Raw genomic sequence first — 17407 nt, forward strand, 5'->3', positions numbered from 1 at the left:
CGGGCGCGCGACGTAAACCGTACGGGCCCGCCACCCTCCGCGGTGCCACGTTCCCGTACGGAAGGACCCCGCGAATGCCCCCGCCCTCCGGGCGCACCGTCGCCCTGGTCGCCGGTGCTGTTCTCGTCATCATCGGCGCGATGATCGCCGCGCTCGCCGTCTTCGGCGGCAGCGACGGCGCGCCGGCGCCGACTCCGAGGCCGAGCCAGGTGCCGACGCCGCAGCCCACCCGCCCCACCACCGAGCCGACCCGCCCGCCGTGGCCCCGGCCCAGCGTCGAGCCGACCACGCCCGACGGCTGCAAGTTGTACGACATGGAGTGCCAGCACCAGAGCGGCGGCGCCTCGGGCGGCACGGTGCCTGTGCCGTCCCGGCCCCCGGAGGGCGGCACCGTCGGCACGACGGCCGGAGGGATAGTCGGCGGCTCCGGCTGAGCCGCAGGGAGCAGTACCGCGCCCCGGACGGTGGACCTGCCGTCCGGGGCGCGTGCCGTTGTCAGTGGTCGCTGCGAGGCTGGAGCGCATGACGGTGAGCACGCCAACGCTCCTCGACGCCGAGCCCGACACCATGGCCCGGCGGCTGCTGGTGCCCGTGTGGAACGCCCTGAGCAGCCGGGCGGACGCTCTGCGGCGCAGCCTGCCGCCGTGCCCGGACACGGCGTGCGGCCGATACGAGTGGTGGCGTGCGCTGGACGCGGAACAGGCCCGCCGAGCGGCGCTCCTGGACCGGCTGAACGCGTTGTGCGGACACCTGGCCGGGCGCCCCGCGCTCGGGTACGACCCCGAAGACCCGCTGCCCCCAGAGGCGCTGGAGGAGGCCGACGGATTCGTGAGCGAGCCGGTGGCGGCGCTCATGGCCGCGTACCGGGCCCGGCGGGCGGATCTGCCGTCAGCCCGGCAGCTACTCCGGCAGCGCTGGACAGCCGCGTCTTGCGGCGAAAGAAAAAGCCGAGCCCGCTGATCCACCTCGCGACAACGAGGTAGCCGGGCTCGGCTCCCAACGGCCCGGCCTTCGCCAGACGCCCCGATACTACGCTCCACGTGCCGCTGGGCAGCCCCGAAAGCCCACAACTCACTGCCCGTTCCCCCCTCTTGCGCGAAGGCATACGCCAGCCGGCACGGCGCACCTAGGCTGAGACCAGCTCCTACGACCAGTCCGGACCGCACTCATGACAATGGGGCGGGGTCGACCGTTTAAGCAGGACAGGCGGAACGGGAGAAGATCGATGCGATGTGCCGCCCCCTCAGACGCCTGCGGCAGTCTGACTGGGTGGAGCTATGGCGGGAGATGCCTTCGATGCCGGGCGGCCCACAACCAGGCATCCCGCAGAACCCGCGGTCTGCGCCCCGAAGAACGCGACCTGGTCCTTGCCGCGCTGCGGGAGGGGGCCACTCCGCGAGCAGCGGCGGAGGCCGTGGGAAAGCCCCTTCGGTCCTTGCAGACCACGGCGGTACGAGATGGGGAACTGCGCGCCGCCATGGATGGCAAACCGCTGCGGCAGCAGATCGTCGCACGGCAAGGCGACTTTCTTGCGGCTTTGACCCGCGTTACGGGTTCGGACAATCCCATTGAGGCTGCTGAGCGTGAGATCGGGGTGGCGCCGGGGACGGCAGAGCAGTGGCGCCGGGAGAACTTGAAGTACGCCCAGGCAGAAGACGCGGTCCTGGCCCTGGTCTCCAACGCCCGCAGGAAGCCGGTGGCCCAGGTCACGCTGGCCATGCTGGACCGAGCGGCCGACGCGCTGGAACGAGGGGAGACGGTGAATGCCGCGGCTCGGTCGATCGGCCTGCTCACGGCCAATCTGCGCTACCACGCCAGGAAGCACGAACGCCTCGCCCGGCTGCTTCCCGAGCCCAAGAAGCAAGGGAGCCGGGTCAAGGGGAAACGGCTCTTGACGCCCGGCAGGGAACAGACGCTGAAGTCGGCGTGGGCCGATACGGCGATCAGCATTCCGGCGATCGCAAGCAGGCTGGGCGTGCACGAAGCCACTGTGTACCGCTGGGCACGGCACCTCGACTTGCCTGCTCGTTCAGCCGTGGATTTGTAGGCCCGGCGGAGCATCGGCTTCGAATTTGGGGCGGGTCTCGCCTAAGACGCTGGAGCGCCGCAACATCATCTGCGGCGAGTGCATGAAGAACTTCGCGCCGGAGGAGTCCGCCTGAGAGAGGTGGTCTATCTGGCCAGATAACCCGCGGGCCCCGGCGGTCCCCTTCGAGGGGGAGCCGGGGCCCGCGTCGTTGTGCGTCCGCGCCGCCGTGGTGTACCAGGTGCAGCACCTACGGCCAGGGGCCAGGTGAAGTGCTACACGGCGCGGGACGCGGGCCGGGGGCGGGTTGCCCGGGTCGGGCCAGCCGTCGGCGGAGGGCGGCCCGTCGCCGAGCTCCGGCCCAGGGCCCGGGCGGCGGTGTTCAGCACCCGCCCGGGTTCGCCGGGGGCGACGAAGAGGGCGTACGCCACGGCGAGCAGCAGCTCGCCGCCGGCGGGGCGGCCCGCCGGTCGCCGTAGATCCGGTGCACGGTCTCCGCGTACGTCTGCGCCCGGTCCAGGCGCGGGGCGTCGGCCGGGCTCACCCGAAGACCTCCACCAGCCGGATCATCGCCGAGGGGTGCTCGCTCAGCCGCTGCCGCCGTACGTACTGGTTCCAGGTGCGGTTGTCGCAGCGCACCGGGATGCCGTCGCCCGGGTCGTAGTCGACCAGACAGGTGCCGGGCACGTCCTGTGTGAGAACGGCGGCCAGCTCATCGGCGTCGTACAGCGGGTTCTCGCCCCGCCACAGGCGCTGCTGGTCGACGCGGGCCCGGGTCGAGGCGACACGGACCTCCAGGGCGAGCGGGGAGAGCGCTGCCCACTCCAGCAGCACGTCGGCGTGGCACGGCTCGCCGGGCGCGCACGGGCACGCCAGGTCCATGCCGCGCAGCTCCGGCAGCCGGGCGAGGATCTTCTCCCGGCGCTCGTCGGCCGCGTTCGACTGCCAGTTGGCACGACTGCCGCGCAGCCACGGGCGGAACTCGGCGACGGCGGTCTGCCGGGCCTCCGGCTCCTGGTAGCCGATGTCCATGAGCTGCGCGACGGTGAAGGGATTGCCGAAGGCGGACGTCCGGTCCACGATCATGCACCGCTCGGGCTTGCGCCAGTCCTTGGTGCGCTGACGCTGGATACGGGTGCAGGTACGCATCGGATGTGGTCCTTTCGCTGGTCGGAGGGTGGGGATGGCCGGTCAGTGCGTCGGCCGCGCGTGGATCGGGATGTGGATCTCCCCGCCGCCGCAGTCGAAGTCGGACCACTGGTGTTCGGGGGCGAGCGCCCATCCGTGGTCCGTCGCGGCGCGCACCGTCTCCCGGATCGCCTCGGTCCTGCTGGCGTAGTAGCCCCCGATCGCCACGGACGCGAGCGGCAGTTCCAGGTCGGAGGTGTAGGTGTCCACCGAGGCCGCCCACTGCCCGCACTGGAGGATCAGCAGGTGTGTGGCGACCAGACCGGCGCGGGCGGCGAGTTCGAGGTAGCGGGCGTGATCGGTCTGCATCACCAGCCCCTCGTACTCCGGGAAGAACGCGGCGAGGTCTCGGCGCGCCTCCTCGTCGCCCTCCTGTGCCTTGCGCAGGACGGCGACGGCATCCGCGATCCGCTCGGGGGCAAGGACGTCGTTGGACACGGTGGCTCCTAATCAGTAATTAGCGGGGCGGGGTCGATGTGGTGCACGGCGGTGAAGCCCTCCCGCAGCAGCGCGTCCGGGGTGGCCTCGCACGCGAGGCGGTGCTGCCAGCGCAGCGTGTCGTCGGGCACGCGCCGGCTGGCCGGCCGCTGCTTGTTGCGGGTCAGGCAGGTGGTGAGGTCGGGCAGGAAGCGCAGGGCGACGACGGGGCGGCGGTGCCGGCGGGCACGCTCCACGAGCTGCGCCCGCACGTGGGGCTCCACATTTGTGCTGTTCCCTGGCAAGTCCTTCTGTTCAACCTGCTGAGGCTCCTGGCTCCCCAGCTAGGGATCGAGCGACCGCCTCCGCTCCTGTGCCTGTGGCGTCTCGTCCGTCAGCTGTCCCTCCGAGGGAACGGGACGATGTTGTCGGAGGCCGGTCCGTGTTCTCTTGGCCTGTTGCCTTCCTGGGTGAGGCAGCATCAGGTTCCTGACCTGCTGGTCCGGTGGTCGAGGGGGAGGGGCGGGGCCCTACACCCGCCGCGGGCAAGGCGCGCAACCCCGCGGCGGGTGCGGCCGGTCACCCGAGCCGGTTGGGTTCGAGCTGGAAGAAGAGGAGAACGTCGTTGGGCACGGGGGCTCCTGGCGCAGTCATCCCAGCCCTCAGCAGGTGCCGTCCGCGCGGCGGTCGGCGTAGGCGGTGGTGTGCTGCGCGGTAGCGGCCAGGCAGGCGGCAATGACCACAACGGACGGAGTGTCGCAGGGGAAATCAGGATTCGCTCCGTTGATGCACGTCAGCCCTGAGTCGCCGGACTCGTTGGTCATGGACCAGACGGCGCCGGACGGATGCCGGAGGATGCTGAGAGGCATCTCCTCGTCGGCGATCCACCCTGCGGCTTCCAAGGCTTCGAGCACGTCGAGTCGTCCGTGCCAGTCGCCCGGTTCGGGTATGTCGATGACAAGGTGCAGATTCGGCATGGTGCTCCTAAGCGGCGAGGCTGGTGGTCACGGTTGCTGTTCCTCCTCGTCCGGGGCGGCGGGCGGGTGCGAACCGCCGTCCAGATCCACGGACGTGACGTCCGGGGCCTTCTCGGCGACGGCGTCGGGGGTCCAGGCCAGGGTCGTCTTGTCGGTGCCGCCGGGGGTGATGCCCAGTGCCCGGGCGGCCTGCCGGGTGGCCGCAAGCCGGTCGAGGGCGGCCCGGAAGACGGGCACGTTCTCGCTGGCCATCTCGTAGGCGATGGCCTTCTGCCAGCTGGGGTTCTTCTCGCCGTACACCACGGTGATGGGGTCCTGCATGCCCTCGGGCCACCAGCCGTTGCGCACCCCGCGCGGCAGGGCGCGGATCTGGGCCACCCGCGGCCCGTTGAGCTTGCCGACGGCGCTGCGCAGGGCGTCGGCCTTGACGTGGCCGCCGCCCTCGACGACGAGCCGGGCGAACGTCCGGGCGGCGGAAGGCAGGGAGCGCAGGAAGCGTTCGGCGCGTTCGGCGGTCCAGGCGGTGTCGATGACGGTCAGCTCCGCGCGGTGCCGGGCGGCGAGGGCCACCAGCTTCTCGGCGAACTCCGGGTCCGCGCCTTCTACGGTGATCTTCATGAGGCCTTCCGACAGATTCTTACCCGGTTCTCCGGGGTCTGTACGGCGAGTCTGCCCGACGGAACCGCCCGCCGTACAGACCCCGGAGAACCTGGCCGGAATTCTCCACCCGGGCGGGTGGGATTCCGCGGTTCGGCTGCACGGCGCGTCTCGGCTCGGATAATGTGCCATATCCGAGGCGACAAACCGGACCTGACGTCAGGTCACCGTCCGGCCCGCCGACCCGGAAGGAATCGCATGCCCGTTCGACGCAGTGAGGCCGTGCCGACCGCCACCCTCCACCGGTGGCAGCGCAACGGACACCAGCAGCTCGCCGCCTTCCTCGCGCACGGCGCCAAGGCCGACCTCCCGCCGCTGATGTGGACGCTCGCCTCCAACGGTGCCCTCACCGGCGAGGCCGACGGCCTCAGCTACACCCCGCAGGGCCAGCGCGACGCCGTCCGGCGGTGGGCCGCGCACGTCGGCGTTGCGGTGGACACCCGCACGACCCGCGACGGCCGCGAGGAGCTGTACGCCGGGTGGAAGCTCGGGACCGGCCTGGAGGAGGTCGGCGGCTGCTTCCGCGCCACCATCTTCCTGCACGAGGGGGACGCGTGATGCCGCTCTTCCTGATCGTCACGATGGTGCTGGCCGCCGCGTTCATGACCTGGTGCTGCGTGGGCCTCATGCGGGTGCACTCCGGACGGGCGAAGAACGTGGCCGAGGGGATGACGCCCCAGCGGACCGTCGACCGCCGCCTGAGCCGCCAGATCCGCCGGGAGCACGGCCGGTGAACGGTCTCGCCACGACGCCGGCGCCGCAGGCAACTCCCGTGATTCCGGGACAGCTTGCGGCCTTCCGGGTGCGGACCCGCCCGCACCTCACCATCGACTACGCCCGCCCCGGCGGCGGCCCGCTCACCGGTGCCGACTTCGACCGCCTGGCCCGGATCGCCCGGGCCGCCACCACACGAAAGGGTGACTGACCGCATGCCGCTGTCCGTACCGCTGTTCCTCGTACCGGGAGAGCCGGACCACCGCTACACCGTCCACGTCCACCGCGTCCGCTGGGAGGCCGACGCGGTCACCGGGCCGCTGACCGCCGATCACCTCGCGCCGCTGGAAGCCGCCGCCCGCGAAGGCCTGCGGATGGTTGCCGAGTGCGTCGCCGCCGAGCTGGCCGACGCTGACGTCGAGGTCACCGGGTATCCCGACGGATCGACTGCGGCGGTGGCCCGCGTGCTGTGCACCGAGGACGCCTGCGCCGCCGTCGCCGAGCGCTACCAGCGCGACGCCGCCGAGGGCGCCGAGGCCGAGGCCGCCCGGAAGTGGGCCGCCACCCAGCTGCGGGACCAGACCGTGGAACTCCTGAAGCTCCGCGGCGAGACGGAGAAGCCCACCCCCGGCAAGACGGCCGCGGACCTGCTCGCCGCGGTGCTGGCCGCCCAGCAGGAGCGCACCGGCGGTCAGGCCGACCGCGTCGTGCTGTGGCTGGACGAGGCCGCCCACCTGTTCCGGGACTCCGGCCTGTTCCTCGACCGGTCCCCGGAAGAGGTGCGCCAGGAGATCGACCGGATGATCCGGCGCAACCGCGCGCCGTACCCGGTCGAGGCCAGCGGCGGGGCCTTCGGGGACACGACGGGCCGGGGCAAGACCCGATTCGAGCCCCACCGCCTCACCGACTTCGATACCGCCCCCGACCTCGTGTCCTGGGCAGGTCCGGCCCGGAACACGACGATTCCGACGCCCACCGCCGAGGGCCGGGCCCACCTGGATCTGCCGAACGCGTTCCACCTGGCGCCGGAGCCCCTGGTGCGCGAGGCCGAGACGCTGGCCCGCTCGGCCGCCGTGGGCGAGACCCGCGGTGTCGGCGTGCGGCGGCTCGCGGGGCTGTGCGCCGAGCTGGCCCGCCGGCACGGCGCCGAACCGCAGCCGCGGCCGTGCCCCGGCGGGTGCACCGAGGACGACGACGCGGCCCACGACCTGGTGCACCGGATCGGCCACCGGCCCCGCGCCGTACGGGCCGGGGAGGTCCGCACCGCGGGCCTCATCCTTGCCCCGGAGCGGCAGGTGCTCACCCTCCCGGCCGCGCTCCCCGACGACGATGCGGCCCTCGTGCTCGTCTACCGCGCGGACACCCCGGGCCTGGCCCTGCTCGACGCCATCCGTAGGGGTGACGAGGCGGCTGCGCAGGACGCCGTCACCGGCCTGCTGCACCGGCTCACCGCGGACGGGAAGTGATTGCCGTGGCGCTCACTACGGTCACTCTCGCCGACGGCACCGCCGCCGTCGTGCACACCGAAGGACGGGGCTGGAGCCGTGTCGGCAGTGACGCCCCTGGCGTCCGCGCACGCCTCATCCAGGACGTCCTGCACGCCGTTGACGTCGAGGGCATGCTTCTCGGCTGCGATGCGCTGCGGCAGGCCCGCACGGCGGCCGCGGACGTCGTCGTCGAGGAGAGGGGGGGCGGCGTGCCGTACGCCCAGATGCGGGTGCTGTGCACGGCCACCGAGTGCCGGGAACTCGCCGAACACTGCGAGAACGTCGACGAACCCTTCATCGGTGCTGCGGCGGCCCGGGAATGGGCCCTGGCGCAGGCCTCCGACGCGACGCCGGAGGCCGCCCGATGAGCAGTTCCGACGCCCTCGCCGCCCACCTGGAGTGGCACCCGTTCGCCCACCGGCCAGACTGCGCCAAGCCCGTCTGGGAGGTCGACCAGCAGACCCAGACCGACACGCGGCGCCCGCGCCGGGGCTGCCCGGAGCACGCGTGCCCCAACGAGGAGTGCGGTCACCACGACCGCTACGACCGGGTCACCGTGCGGCTGCTGTGCCGGTCCTGCGACACGGTCCACCTGATCAGCGGCGAGGAGCACACCACCCGGACGACCACCACGGTGCGCACCGGGTACGGGCAGCCCCCGAAGAAGGTGGCCGGGCTGTGGCTCTACCCCGGCCCGCCGCTGCTCGATCTGCGGGGGTACGACTCGCCCGGCGCCTACCTCTGCTCCCGCCACAAGGTCGACCGGCTGTCGGAGAAGGACATCGTCGGCACCGTCACCGAGGGCCGGGGCAAGCGCGGCGCCACGGTCTGGCACGCGGCCATCGGGCCCGCCTTCCACCCGCCCGCCCGGGGCCTGTCGGGCTACGCGACGTGGGCGAAGACCAGCGGCGAGAAGCCGTTCGCGAGCGTCACCGCGGCGGCGAAGTGGGTGGGGGCGGAGCTGGACGCGGCCGCCGTCGCGGAGAAGGGATCAGCCCAGTGAGCGGCAACCACGACGCTGCCATCGACACCGCCAAGCGACAGCTCCCGTCGGCGGCGCAGGCGTTCGCCAGGTGGCCGACGGCGGTACCGACCGGACCGTTCGCCCTCTACGGTGACGTCGATGTGTACCAGACCGGCGGGTTCGAGGACCCGCGCCTGGTGCTCTACACCGGGGCCAGCCGTCTGCCGACGCTGACTGTGGGCTGGTGTCTGTTCGGCGCCTCCCGCAACATCCAGCCCGGCAAGGACAAGGACACCCTGCCGAGCGGCGCCCGGGAGGCCCTGACCGACACCACCGCGGTGCGTGCCGTGCAGCTCCTTGCGGTCGACCACCCGGAGACCGACGAGGCGGCAGTCGAAGCGCTCGCGGTCCCCGGGGTGACCGGCTCCCTGGTCGCCCTCGCGTCCGCCGTCCACCAGCACCACGAAGGCCGGGCCGTACCACTCGGCTGCGAGATCGGCACGGCCGTCTACGCCTGCCACCGCGGGCCCGTGCACCTGGGCACCGCCGCCGCCGACGTGGTGCTGATCGGCAGCCCCATCTGGATCGCCAGGACCGAGACCAAGGAGGACCAGGAGTCATGAGCACCCCCGAGCAGATCGACGGCACGGCCGTCGTCACCACGTACTTCGAGGACCGGATCGCCGCGGCGCAAAAGGAGGTCGAGGCGGCCCGGGCGGCACTCGCCGCCGCCGAGGCCACGGTCGCGCAGCGGCAGGCCGAGCGGGAGGCGTTCGTCCGGGACGGCTCGCTGCCCCCGGCCGCGTACAACAGCGCCACCGGACAGCCGGAGTGGGAGTTGTGCCAGTGGGCGCAGACCCGCAGCGCCCGGGTGGCCTTCGACCTGACGCCCGCCGGTACTGCCGCCTTCAGGCGGCTGGGAGCCGAGGAGAAGGCGCTCCACCAGTGGCTGCGTGAGACCGGCCGTACCGTCCCCAACCCGTTCGGAGAGAAGGCATGACCGGCCAGCACACCACCGCGGACACGGTCCGCCGCCCCGGCGACGTTCCGGCCGGCACGCCGCTCACCTCCCTCGCGCGGCAGCGTGCCGAGGCCGGTGCGCGCCTGCACACCGAGCACGACCGCGACCAGGGCGCCGCCGTCAGCGCCGCCCTGACGCAGCTCGCCGTGGGCGAGGCGATCCGGCGCACCGTCCGCAGCGAGCGCGGCAGCCTGGTCGCACAGGCGCTGCGGCTCGGAGCGACGTGGGACCAGGTCGCGGCCGCGCTCGACACCACCGAGCTGGCGGCGGCCGACGACCTGCGGGTGTGGGCCGAGGGGCAGCGCACCCTCTACCACCAGCACCTCGCCCAGGGCGCGGACGTGCTGGTCGGGCTGGACGAGGACGCGTACGCCGAGGTGATGCGGCAGGTGGCGTTCGCCCTGGGCCGGGCCGCCGCCGAGGCCCGCGACGCCCGTGCGGAGCAGGCGCCCCGGCTGCGGGCGGCGGTCGCCGCGGCGCCGATGCTCGACACCGTCGGGGAGCTGCGCGCCCTGCTGGAGCAGCTCCCCGGTGAGATGCCGCTGTCCCTGGACGACCACCACCGGGCCCTGCCCGGCGCGCCGGACCAGGTGCACACCATCCACCCCCGGCTGGTGGCCACCGTCTCCGGGCCCGCCACCGAGGCGGAGACCACCCGGCCCGGGCTGATGCTCACCCAGGTGTACGTGCCCTTCCCCGCCGAGGAGGAGGAGCAGGCCGCCGTCGCCACCCGCGACGACCTGCCCGCGTACGGCGAACTCCCCCGCGCCGCCCACCACCTGGAACGCGGAGAGCTGCGTCCCGGGCTGAAGGACGTCGCCGAGGTGCTGGCGGAGGTCGCCCACCTGGTGGGCGAGGTTGCCGCGGACTTCGCCGAGCACGACGAGGACGGCGCCCAGCTCCGGGTCGAGGCGAAGCGGATCACCCACGCCGCGGCGCGGGTCCGCAGGCTCGCCGACGAGGTGGAGGAGGTCGCCGAGTGACAACCGCGACGGACCGCTACTTCCGCGGCATCACGGTGGCATTGCCCGAGGCTCCCTACTACCGAACGCTCACCGATGTGGTGCTGACCGGCCCCGATGACACCCGAGCCGACCTGTTTCACGGCGCCCAGGGCCGCGCAGAGACAGAGTTCGGTCTGCGGTTCGACCGCTACTCCACGCCGTGGTTCGATCTCTCGCCCAACGTTCTCGTCCTCGCGGACGAGCCGCCTCTTCCGGTCTTCTGGACCTTGGCCGTGGCATGGCGCGACCACTCCGGCGAGCGCCAGTACAGCAGTTGGGGTGACACGTTGGCGCTCCCGCACGACACCCGCTTGGGCCTGCTCGACCTGGTTCGGCAGATGGCCGTGAAGGAACACGGGGTTCCCGAGGATCACGGGGTGCTCTCCTTCAGCTACGGCCCCGCTCGACTGGGTGAGGCCCGATGACGACCGCCCAGGAGCACGGAACCGAGCTGGAGCCGGTGGAGGCGGTCGACGGCGAGCTGGTCGAGGACGGCGACGCCCCCGGCGCCGGCGCGGTCGCCGTGCACGACCCGGTGAACGCCGTGCTCGCCGCGCTGGACACGGAAGCCAAGGCCCACCTGGACGACATCCGGCCGAAGAAGACCAAGGACGGCTACGCGCGGGACTGGGAGATCTGGGGGGAGTTCCACGACTGGCTCGCCGAGCGGACCGGCACCCGCCTGCCGCTCAGCAAGGTCACGGTGGGCACCTTCGTGGCCTTCGTGACCTACCTGGACCAGGTGGTCGAGGCCCCGCCGAACACCATCGAGCGCAGGATCACCGGCGTCACCGCGGAGGCCCGCAGGCACGGCTACACGGTGCCCAAGGAGGCCACCGAGGCGGCCCGCCGCGCGCTCAAGCCGCTCCGGCTGAACAAGAAGCGCCAGCAGCGCGGCCGCGGCCAAGCGGCCTCGCTGAGCCCGGCTGACCTGCGCGCGATGGCGGAGGCCCCGCGCGAGCGCACGCCGCAGCCGACGGCCCGGCGCCGCACGGTCCACCGGGTGCCGGAGCTGGCCCGGCTGCGGGACCAGGCGCTCAACGCCCTCAAGGTCGCCGTCGCCGGGCGCAACGAGGAGATGTCCGTCCTGGACGACCCGGACATCAAAGTCGTGGACGAAGGGCTGATCGTCAGCGTGCCCTCGGTCAAGGGCCGCCCGGAGCGGCAGGCGCCCGTCACGTACGGCGAAAACCGCAGCACCTGCCCGGTGCGCTGCTGGCAGGCGTACCGGACCGCCAAGCTCGCCGCCGGCGCGGACCCCGACGGCCCGGCCTTCCTGCCCGTCGACCAGTGGGGCCACCAGGGCACCCAGCGCCTTTCCCCGGACGGCGTCGGCCGCGCCCTCGCCCGCTCCGCGCAGTACGCGAACCTGACCGGGCGCCGGATCACCGGCCACTCCGCACGGCGCACCCTGGTCACCCTCGGCATCAAGAACCGCAAGCGGGTCGACAAGCTCCGCCGCCAGGGCGGCTGGTCCGCCAACAGCCCGGTCTTCTGGGAGTACGTGGACGAGGGAGAGGCGTTCGAGGACGCCGCAACCAAGGGGATCGGCCTGTGACGAGGGAACGGGGCGGCACGCTGTACGAGGGGACGCCGCCGGTGACCGCCGTGCCGACCGGCCTGCCGATGACCGACGGCACCGTGCTCGCCGCGCTGGTCCTGGCCGTGGAGCCGGACGTGGACGAGGCGGAGGTCAAGGAGTTCGTCACCCGCTACCGCATGGCCCCCCGGGGGCAGGTCGCCCGGGCCGCGGACTCGCAGGCCCGCTGGACGCTGGAGCGCGACGGGCGGGTGACGATCCAGCTCCTGTGCGAGGACAGCGCCGCGCGCATCGTGATCCCCGCGGACCCGCGCATCCACCTGTGGACGTCCATGGCCCGGCAGGGCGGCGGCAGCATCTCCCTGATCGTCTCGCCCGGCCTGCCCGACACCGATCTGATGACCATCGGCCGTCACCTCGGGCCGTACGGCGGCCCGTACTGGCACCTCAGCGTCGGCTGCATACCGCTCTGACGCCCGATCACGCCCGCCCGGACGGCACAGCCGCGGTGCCGTCCGGCGCGCACCCAGCGCAACCCCTCGCTTCCTGCCCGCGCCGGTCGGTGCCGCGGGAGCGGGGGTCTGGGGGCCGGCGAAGGCCCCCAGCGGCCACTGGCTTCGCCCCGTACACACCCGCTCTTCCGTGAGGAGATCCCCATGCTTCCCGGTGTCTTCGTCGCCACCCAGGCGACCGCGAACGCATGGCGGCATCTGACCGCCGTCGCCCGCGCCCTCCAGCGCAGCCCCGCTCTGGAGGCGGACCGCTACGCCCGCGCCCTCCAGCAGACCGCGACCGGCGGCGACGCTGTCAAGGGCGGCCGGGGCTCCGAGGTGGCCCTGTTCGGCGCCTCCCAGCTCATCCAGTTCGAGGAGCAGCACGGCCGCTACATCGAGGAGGCCGCACCCGCTCTCGCCGAGATGGTCGGCGACGACCAGGGCGTGTGGGCGGCGCTGGAGGACCTGACGCGCCGCGACTGGACGGCCTTCGAGCGCAGGGTCGCGACCTTCGAGCGCACCGGCCTGTCCCTGGCGACCCTGCTCGGCGCGCTCAGCGGCGCCGCCGCGGTGCTCGACCCCGACGGCACGCTGCCCACCTTCACCCTGGACGGCACCGAGGCGCCCCCGTGGTCGGCCCGGCCGCGCAAGACCGCCGAGTGGCGGCGCCAGCTCGTGGCCCGGCTGGAGGCGCCCGAGACACCGGAGGGCACGGCCCGGGAACTGGCCGAGGAGCAGCTGGCCGCCCTCTTCCCGCCCGAGGCGTTCCCGGACCTGGACCACACGGCCCGGGCCCGGCTGCTGTGCGAGCAGGAGCGCGACCGGCTGCAACGCGCGCGCCTGTACTACGCGGACGCCGACACCACGGCGGTCGCCACCCGCAAGGCCGCCCGCCCCCGGAAGTCCCCGCTGGATTCCCAGCGCGTCCCGTCCGCCGCCGGGTTCCTCGTCCTTGACCAGCCCGTCGACTACGCCCCGGGGATGGCGCCGCTGGTCGCCGCGTCCTGGAGCATCTGGCACACGCCCGGCCGGCGCGAGGACGCCCCGACGACGTGGGCCCTGACCCTGTACGCGCACACGGCCGCCACGCCGCCGCTCGCACCGGTCGGCTTCGAGCGGCTGAGCGCCGGGGACGTGCTCGCCGAGAAGTACGCGGCCGCGGCCACCGGCGACTTCGCCGTCCGCGCGGTCGTCGCCTGCTGGGACCTGATCACCCAGGAGCGGGTGGGCAGGGGCGTGGTCGACGTCGCCGAGGAGCAGCGCAAGCCGGTCAAGGTCCGCGCGGACCGGCGCCGGGGAATCACCGACGACGGCACGGTGCGGCTGGTGACCATCCGCGGCCGGCAGGAGTCGGTACCGCGCCCGCGCCGGGAGACGGACCAGGCGGGCCCGGCCCGCCGCTACGACCGGGGCCGGTGGTGGGTCCACGAGCACACCCGCGACCACTGCATGAACCCCGCCGCGCACAGCAGCGGCGGGTGCACCCATCAGGACATCACCGTCCTGGACTACCCGAAGGGCCCGAAGGACAGGCCGTTCCTGGACACGGTGTACGTGGTCAAGCCCGACTGACCACCCCGCTCCCGGGACCGCGGCTGTGCGCCGCACAGCGGCCGGTCAGCGGCGGTCCCCAGGGGGCAGGACCAGCGGCGGCCGGATGCCGCGCCGCAGGACACGGCGGATGGTGGGGTCCGAGACCCCATGGGCGGCGGCGATAGCGAGGATGCGTTCGCCCTCGTTGCGCCGCTCCCTGATCTGCCGGACGGGAAGCGCGAGGGGCCGCGCGCCGATCGGGACCTGGACGCCTGCCTCCCGCAGCCGCCTGGAAATCGTGTGAGGGCTGACCCCCAGCTCGGCGGCGATGTTCTGCTGCTGGTCGCGGCCGCGCAGATAGCGGTCGGCGATCTGCGCGGGCGACAGGGGCAGATCCTTGCGGGGACCGCCGTGGCGCTCGATGCCGTACCGGGCGAGCAGCCGGTACAGGGTGCGCTCGTTGACGCCGTGGTCGTCGGCGATACGGGCCATGGGGACACGGCGCCAGTACTGCCGCGCCATGGAGCCGATCGGCAGGAACCCGACCTGCACGAGGGCCTCCTCCAGGGCCCCCAGAGAAAGCCCGTGGTCGTCTGCCAGGTCCGGCAGCTCGGCTCCGCAGAGATAGTCCGCAGCGATCTGGCGCAGCAGATGCGTGAACGTGGCGATGAACGGGCCGTCGCACTCATCCAAGGTGGCCATACCCGGTTCAACGCCGGGGCCGGGGGCGGGTTGCAGTGCGATGCTGGCCCGCTTCCTCGGGCGCGGAAGCGATGCTCAACGGATCAGGCCCTGTTCTCGTGCTGCTGACGGCCAGGTGTCGTTGGTGGGTATCCGTCCTGGTCAAAGACCGGAACGTTCTAGTCGGGCAGCGGACGCAGGTTCTCGCCGGCCATCCGTGCGACCTCGTCGGTCAGCTCCTCGGCGTACGCGCGCAGCGCGTTGGCCAGTACGGTGAAGCGCTCCCACTCCTTCGTGGTCAGATCTGCCGGAGCGAGTCGTGTACGGGCGTAGCTCACGGTGCTGCGCACGGCGATGAGCTGCGTCACGGCAGCCTCAAGACCATGCAGTCCTTCGGCCGCGGCTGGTACCCATGTCCGGCGGCCGCTCCGGCCGCGGGTCGGGTGGGTATCGGAATCGGCTGTGTGGGAGACACGGCACATGTAGGTGACTGCGTCCACCGTGCAGAAATCGAAGTCGTCGTGCTCGGCCTGGCCCTTGAAGCTAATGCCCTCGGCCCACTCGCGCACCGGATTCATGCGCAGCAGCGTAGTGACGCCGTGCTTCCACGGTGAGGAGATCCGGCAGGACGACTGACCAGCGCGCAGGAGGGTCCCCTACGCAGGCTCCACCCAGACACTGAAGTCCAGGCCGCCGATCTCCACTGTGGCCCCGACGTTGCCGGGATAGTGCCGGATCGGTCGGGCGTGGCTGACCACCGCATGGGACTCCAACAGTTCCAGGATCAAGTCTCGGACCCCCTCGCGCTCATGCCCTGCATAACTGCCGGACGTCGAATGGGCGATGGCTCTGCGCCCCGTTCCTGCGTTGGACCCGGCATGACCCACCGCCTTTACGAGCACGACCTCGGCACCCTCTACCTGGCCGCCGCTCCGGCCCATCTGAACGACGACGATGCCGCCCTGGCGCTGATCGCGAACTTCCCGGACATCAGTGCCGCCCGGATCAAGCACGGGCTCGCGTGCCGCCATCTCGTCACGACGGGCGACGAGAGCCGGATCGACGCCTACTTCGATGCCGTGGACATCGGCCCCGACCACGAGTTCGACGCGGGGATGGTCGCCGTCGTACGCCGTCAGGTCGAGCGGATGCGGATGCTGGAGTGGGAGATCACCGGGGCGCACCCGAACGACACCGACCCCGACGCCGAGTAGCTCTCACAAACGGTCCGAGTAAAGACGCCCTCGTCGATCCGTGAGACGTGCCCCGGACCGTGGGCGGGGCCGGGGCCCGGGGCACGTCTCGTACGGTTCAGCGATTCGCCCGGGCACCGGCCGGACGGGGGGTGCCGAGGGGCAGGCCGGATTGTGTGGGCTGCTGTTCGTCGGCCAGGTGCCGGGCGTGGTCGTACGTGCCCGCGCCGGCAGCGTGCATCCAGTGCAGTACCCGCTCGATCGCGTCGCCTTGTCGGTACTCCGGCATCCGGGTCTTGGACCGCAGACGCTGCAAGTGCCGCTCGCTGCCCAGCTGGTCGCGGACGTGGGCCAGGGGCTTGCCGTCCAGCGCCCGGCCCGTGCGCGTGAGGGCGGCCGGCACCTGGCCGGGCAGCGTACGGGGCAGCGCGGCCGCGGCGCCGTTCATCGCCGTGCGCGCCTGGGACAGCGCGTAGGCGAGCTTCGCCACGTAGCCCTCCTGGATGCCCAGCTGCGCCCGCACGGTGTCGGCCGCCTGGTCGAAGGCGGTCTCGTCGACGCCGACCAGGAGCCCGTCGTCGATGCGCCGCCGCACCTCGTCCAGGGTGTGCGTGCAGGCGCTGGTGAAGGTGTCGGCGAGGTCTTCCAGGCCGTCCAGGGAGGCGGCGAGGTCGGCGGGCGTGTCCCCGGGGGACTCCCAGTGCTGGCACACGGCGCGGTAGAGGGTCCGCTCGGCCTGCCACACGGCGGCCGCCGGCGTGGTGTCGACGGCCGGGAACGCGGGCTGGAGGTCGCGCCCGGAGGCGCGGGCGCTGAACCGCTTCTCCGGCACCGGGCCCTGCAGATTCGCCGTGACCGGGCGCTCCAGCGGGGCCTGCGCCGGGTCCTGGCGCTCCTCCCCCAGCTGGGGCATCGTCCCACCCGCCACCCGGCACCACTCACCGGGCGGGTACAGGGCCGTCTCCGCGCGGCGCTCCGGGGACGTGTCGCCCGCCCCGCCGAAGCCGTTCGGCACCGCTTCGACGGCGCCGGAGGCGTGCGCGGTGCGCCCGGCCCACTCGCGCAGCTCGTACAGCAGTGAGGACGCCTGGTCGGCGGCTTTGTGGACCGGGTTGCGCGGTGCCTCTCCCAGCTTGGTCCATTCCGGGATCACCTTGCCGTACTCCTTGGCGAGGGTCTCGAAGGCGATCAGATGCAGCCATGCGGCGTGCAGCTGGCGGGCCATCATCACCGCGACGGTGGCGGGCACCTCGGCCGGCGGATGCTGGGAGGCTTTGGGCATCTCCAGTGCCCGGGCGGCGTCGGCGTACGCACGGCTGGGATTCTGGTCCTTAACGGCCCGGGCCTTCTGCTTGCGAACACGGTCACGTGTCATCAGAAATCCTGTCCCGGCAGGGCCCACGCACCCCGCCAGCAGGAGGAAGGCGGCCGTCGGCCGCGGAAAGGGCATACCGGTGCTGGGGGGTTTCGCACGATTCCGCGAACCTTGGCCCCGGCGGTCGCGTGGCGTG

At 72.8% G+C, this 17407-nt stretch carries 26 protein-coding genes; 17 read left to right on the plus strand and 9 right to left on the minus strand.

The window, feature by feature from the left end:
• The first annotated feature begins 74 nt into the window (after positions 1–74).
• The 3 genes from ACH4FX_RS37380 to ACH4FX_RS37390 all read left to right on the plus strand — a co-directional run bounded on the left by ACH4FX_RS37380 (position 75) and on the right by ACH4FX_RS37390 (position 2047).
• A complete protein-coding gene (locus ACH4FX_RS37380; RefSeq protein ID WP_398485942.1) occupies positions 75–434 on the plus strand; it encodes a hypothetical protein in 360 nt (119 codons plus the stop codon).
• Positions 435–528: 94 nt separating this feature from the next.
• Entirely contained in the window at positions 529–960 is a 432-nt protein-coding gene (locus ACH4FX_RS37385; RefSeq protein ID WP_398485943.1) for a hypothetical protein, read from the plus strand.
• 475 nt (positions 961–1435) lie between these two features.
• Positions 1436–2047: a hypothetical protein gene (locus ACH4FX_RS37390; protein ID WP_398485944.1), complete on the plus strand. Its 612-nt coding sequence runs from the start codon at positions 1436–1438 to the stop codon at positions 2045–2047.
• A 361-nt stretch (positions 2048–2408) separates the two neighbouring features.
• Here the strand turns inward: ACH4FX_RS37390 and ACH4FX_RS37395 are convergent, their stop codons facing one another.
• From ACH4FX_RS37395 to ACH4FX_RS37420, 6 genes are all read right to left on the minus strand, one after another.
• Positions 2409–2570, minus strand: coding sequence for a hypothetical protein (locus tag ACH4FX_RS37395; RefSeq protein WP_398485945.1), 162 nt, complete (start codon positions 2568–2570; stop codon positions 2409–2411).
• Complete coding sequence (locus ACH4FX_RS37400) at positions 2567–3175, minus strand: DUF4326 domain-containing protein (protein WP_398485946.1); 609 nt, start codon at positions 3173–3175, stop codon at positions 2567–2569. Before ACH4FX_RS37400 ends, ACH4FX_RS37395 begins: the two co-directional genes overlap by 4 nt.
• A gap of 42 nt (positions 3176–3217) precedes the next feature.
• A complete protein-coding gene (locus ACH4FX_RS37405) occupies positions 3218–3652 on the minus strand; it encodes a hypothetical protein (protein WP_398485947.1) in 435 nt (144 codons plus the stop codon).
• An 8-nt stretch (positions 3653–3660) separates the two neighbouring features.
• Entirely contained in the window at positions 3661–3915 is a 255-nt protein-coding gene (locus ACH4FX_RS37410) for a hypothetical protein (RefSeq protein ID WP_398485948.1), read from the minus strand.
• 378 nt (positions 3916–4293) lie between these two features.
• Positions 4294–4608, minus strand: a complete 315-nt coding sequence (locus ACH4FX_RS37415; RefSeq protein ID WP_398485949.1) for a hypothetical protein — start codon at positions 4606–4608, stop codon at positions 4294–4296.
• 27 nt (positions 4609–4635) lie between these two features.
• Entirely contained in the window at positions 4636–5226 is a 591-nt protein-coding gene (locus ACH4FX_RS37420; RefSeq protein ID WP_398485950.1) for a hypothetical protein, read from the minus strand.
• Between the two features lie 237 nt (positions 5227–5463).
• Here ACH4FX_RS37420 and ACH4FX_RS37425 point away from each other — a divergent pair, with 237 nt between their 5' ends.
• The 13 genes from ACH4FX_RS37425 to ACH4FX_RS37485 all read left to right on the plus strand — a co-directional run bounded on the left by ACH4FX_RS37425 (position 5464) and on the right by ACH4FX_RS37485 (position 14061).
• Entirely contained in the window at positions 5464–5823 is a 360-nt protein-coding gene (locus ACH4FX_RS37425; protein ID WP_398485951.1) for a hypothetical protein, read from the plus strand.
• Positions 5823–5999, plus strand: a complete 177-nt coding sequence (locus ACH4FX_RS37430) for a hypothetical protein (RefSeq protein ID WP_398485952.1) — start codon at positions 5823–5825, stop codon at positions 5997–5999. Before ACH4FX_RS37425 ends, ACH4FX_RS37430 begins: the two co-directional genes overlap by 1 nt.
• A gap of 38 nt (positions 6000–6037) precedes the next feature.
• Positions 6038–6190, plus strand: coding sequence for a hypothetical protein (locus ACH4FX_RS37435; protein ID WP_398485953.1), 153 nt, complete (start codon positions 6038–6040; stop codon positions 6188–6190).
• Complete coding sequence (locus tag ACH4FX_RS37440; RefSeq protein ID WP_398485954.1) at positions 6183–7445, plus strand: hypothetical protein; 1263 nt, start codon at positions 6183–6185, stop codon at positions 7443–7445. Before ACH4FX_RS37435 ends, ACH4FX_RS37440 begins: the two co-directional genes overlap by 8 nt.
• Before the next feature lie 5 nt (positions 7446–7450).
• Entirely contained in the window at positions 7451–7834 is a 384-nt protein-coding gene (locus ACH4FX_RS37445) for a hypothetical protein (protein WP_398485955.1), read from the plus strand.
• On the plus strand, positions 7831–8469 hold the full coding sequence (locus ACH4FX_RS37450) for a hypothetical protein (RefSeq protein ID WP_398485956.1): 639 nt from the start codon (positions 7831–7833) through the stop codon (positions 8467–8469). Before ACH4FX_RS37445 ends, ACH4FX_RS37450 begins: the two co-directional genes overlap by 4 nt.
• Entirely contained in the window at positions 8466–9053 is a 588-nt protein-coding gene (locus ACH4FX_RS37455; RefSeq protein ID WP_398485957.1) for a hypothetical protein, read from the plus strand. Before ACH4FX_RS37450 ends, ACH4FX_RS37455 begins: the two co-directional genes overlap by 4 nt.
• Positions 9050–9430: a hypothetical protein gene (locus tag ACH4FX_RS37460; RefSeq protein WP_398485958.1), complete on the plus strand. Its 381-nt coding sequence runs from the start codon at positions 9050–9052 to the stop codon at positions 9428–9430. Before ACH4FX_RS37455 ends, ACH4FX_RS37460 begins: the two co-directional genes overlap by 4 nt.
• Positions 9427–10434: a hypothetical protein gene (locus tag ACH4FX_RS37465; protein ID WP_398485959.1), complete on the plus strand. Its 1008-nt coding sequence runs from the start codon at positions 9427–9429 to the stop codon at positions 10432–10434. The genes ACH4FX_RS37460 and ACH4FX_RS37465 overlap by 4 nt, the downstream gene beginning before the upstream one ends.
• Entirely contained in the window at positions 10431–10880 is a 450-nt protein-coding gene (locus tag ACH4FX_RS37470; RefSeq protein WP_398485960.1) for a hypothetical protein, read from the plus strand. The genes ACH4FX_RS37465 and ACH4FX_RS37470 overlap by 4 nt, the downstream gene beginning before the upstream one ends.
• Complete coding sequence (locus ACH4FX_RS37475; RefSeq protein WP_398485961.1) at positions 10877–12013, plus strand: hypothetical protein; 1137 nt, start codon at positions 10877–10879, stop codon at positions 12011–12013. Before ACH4FX_RS37470 ends, ACH4FX_RS37475 begins: the two co-directional genes overlap by 4 nt.
• Entirely contained in the window at positions 12010–12468 is a 459-nt protein-coding gene (locus ACH4FX_RS37480) for a hypothetical protein (protein ID WP_398485962.1), read from the plus strand. Before ACH4FX_RS37475 ends, ACH4FX_RS37480 begins: the two co-directional genes overlap by 4 nt.
• A 183-nt stretch (positions 12469–12651) precedes the next feature.
• Positions 12652–14061 (plus strand): hypothetical protein, encoded by a 1410-nt coding sequence (locus ACH4FX_RS37485; RefSeq protein ID WP_398485963.1) that lies wholly within the window; start codon positions 12652–12654, stop codon positions 14059–14061.
• Between the two features lie 45 nt (positions 14062–14106).
• Here the strand turns inward: ACH4FX_RS37485 and ACH4FX_RS37490 are convergent, their stop codons facing one another.
• Together ACH4FX_RS37490 and ACH4FX_RS37495 are read right to left on the minus strand one after the other, a co-directional pair.
• Positions 14107–14724, minus strand: coding sequence for a hypothetical protein (locus ACH4FX_RS37490; RefSeq protein WP_398485964.1), 618 nt, complete (start codon positions 14722–14724; stop codon positions 14107–14109).
• A gap of 158 nt (positions 14725–14882) precedes the next feature.
• Positions 14883–15281, minus strand: coding sequence for a hypothetical protein (locus ACH4FX_RS37495; protein ID WP_398485965.1), 399 nt, complete (start codon positions 15279–15281; stop codon positions 14883–14885).
• Between the two features lie 300 nt (positions 15282–15581).
• Between ACH4FX_RS37495 and ACH4FX_RS37500 the strand changes: the two genes are divergently transcribed.
• Complete coding sequence (locus tag ACH4FX_RS37500) at positions 15582–15917, plus strand: hypothetical protein (RefSeq protein WP_398485966.1); 336 nt, start codon at positions 15582–15584, stop codon at positions 15915–15917.
• Between the two features lie 97 nt (positions 15918–16014).
• Here the strand turns inward: ACH4FX_RS37500 and ACH4FX_RS37505 are convergent, their stop codons facing one another.
• Positions 16015–17271, minus strand: coding sequence for a hypothetical protein (locus ACH4FX_RS37505; protein ID WP_398485967.1), 1257 nt, complete (start codon positions 17269–17271; stop codon positions 16015–16017).
• Positions 17272–17407: the final 136 nt, after the last annotated feature.

It is taken from the genome of Streptomyces sp. NPDC018019, from assembly GCF_044327805.1.
GTDB lineage: Bacteria > Actinomycetota > Actinomycetes > Streptomycetales > Streptomycetaceae > Streptomyces.

What these genes read in the sequence shown, in the direction of transcription:
- ACH4FX_RS37380 (WP_398485942.1), top strand. Translation starts at nt 75, where the DNA reads ATGCCCCCGCCCTCCGGGCGCACCGTCGCCCTGGTCGCCGGTGCTGTT.
- ACH4FX_RS37400 (WP_398485946.1), bottom strand. Translation starts at nt 3,175, where the DNA reads ATGCGTACCTGCACCCGTATCCAGCGTCAGCGCACCAAGGACTGGCGC.
- ACH4FX_RS37415 (WP_398485949.1), bottom strand. Translation starts at nt 4,608, where the DNA reads ATGCCGAATCTGCACCTTGTCATCGACATACCCGAACCGGGCGACTGG.
- ACH4FX_RS37420 (WP_398485950.1), bottom strand. Translation starts at nt 5,226, where the DNA reads ATGAAGATCACCGTAGAAGGCGCGGACCCGGAGTTCGCCGAGAAGCTG.
- ACH4FX_RS37425 (WP_398485951.1), top strand. Translation starts at nt 5,464, where the DNA reads ATGCCCGTTCGACGCAGTGAGGCCGTGCCGACCGCCACCCTCCACCGG.
- ACH4FX_RS37430 (WP_398485952.1), top strand. Translation starts at nt 5,823, where the DNA reads ATGCCGCTCTTCCTGATCGTCACGATGGTGCTGGCCGCCGCGTTCATG.
- ACH4FX_RS37450 (WP_398485956.1), top strand. Translation starts at nt 7,831, where the DNA reads ATGAGCAGTTCCGACGCCCTCGCCGCCCACCTGGAGTGGCACCCGTTC.
- ACH4FX_RS37460 (WP_398485958.1), top strand. Translation starts at nt 9,050, where the DNA reads ATGAGCACCCCCGAGCAGATCGACGGCACGGCCGTCGTCACCACGTAC.
- ACH4FX_RS37465 (WP_398485959.1), top strand. Translation starts at nt 9,427, where the DNA reads ATGACCGGCCAGCACACCACCGCGGACACGGTCCGCCGCCCCGGCGAC.
- ACH4FX_RS37475 (WP_398485961.1), top strand. Translation starts at nt 10,877, where the DNA reads ATGACGACCGCCCAGGAGCACGGAACCGAGCTGGAGCCGGTGGAGGCG.
- ACH4FX_RS37485 (WP_398485963.1), top strand. Translation starts at nt 12,652, where the DNA reads ATGCTTCCCGGTGTCTTCGTCGCCACCCAGGCGACCGCGAACGCATGG.
- ACH4FX_RS37490 (WP_398485964.1), bottom strand. Translation starts at nt 14,724, where the DNA reads ATGGCCACCTTGGATGAGTGCGACGGCCCGTTCATCGCCACGTTCACG.
- ACH4FX_RS37495 (WP_398485965.1), bottom strand. Translation starts at nt 15,281, where the DNA reads ATGAATCCGGTGCGCGAGTGGGCCGAGGGCATTAGCTTCAAGGGCCAG.
- ACH4FX_RS37500 (WP_398485966.1), top strand. Translation starts at nt 15,582, where the DNA reads ATGACCCACCGCCTTTACGAGCACGACCTCGGCACCCTCTACCTGGCC.
- ACH4FX_RS37505 (WP_398485967.1), bottom strand. Translation starts at nt 17,271, where the DNA reads ATGACACGTGACCGTGTTCGCAAGCAGAAGGCCCGGGCCGTTAAGGAC.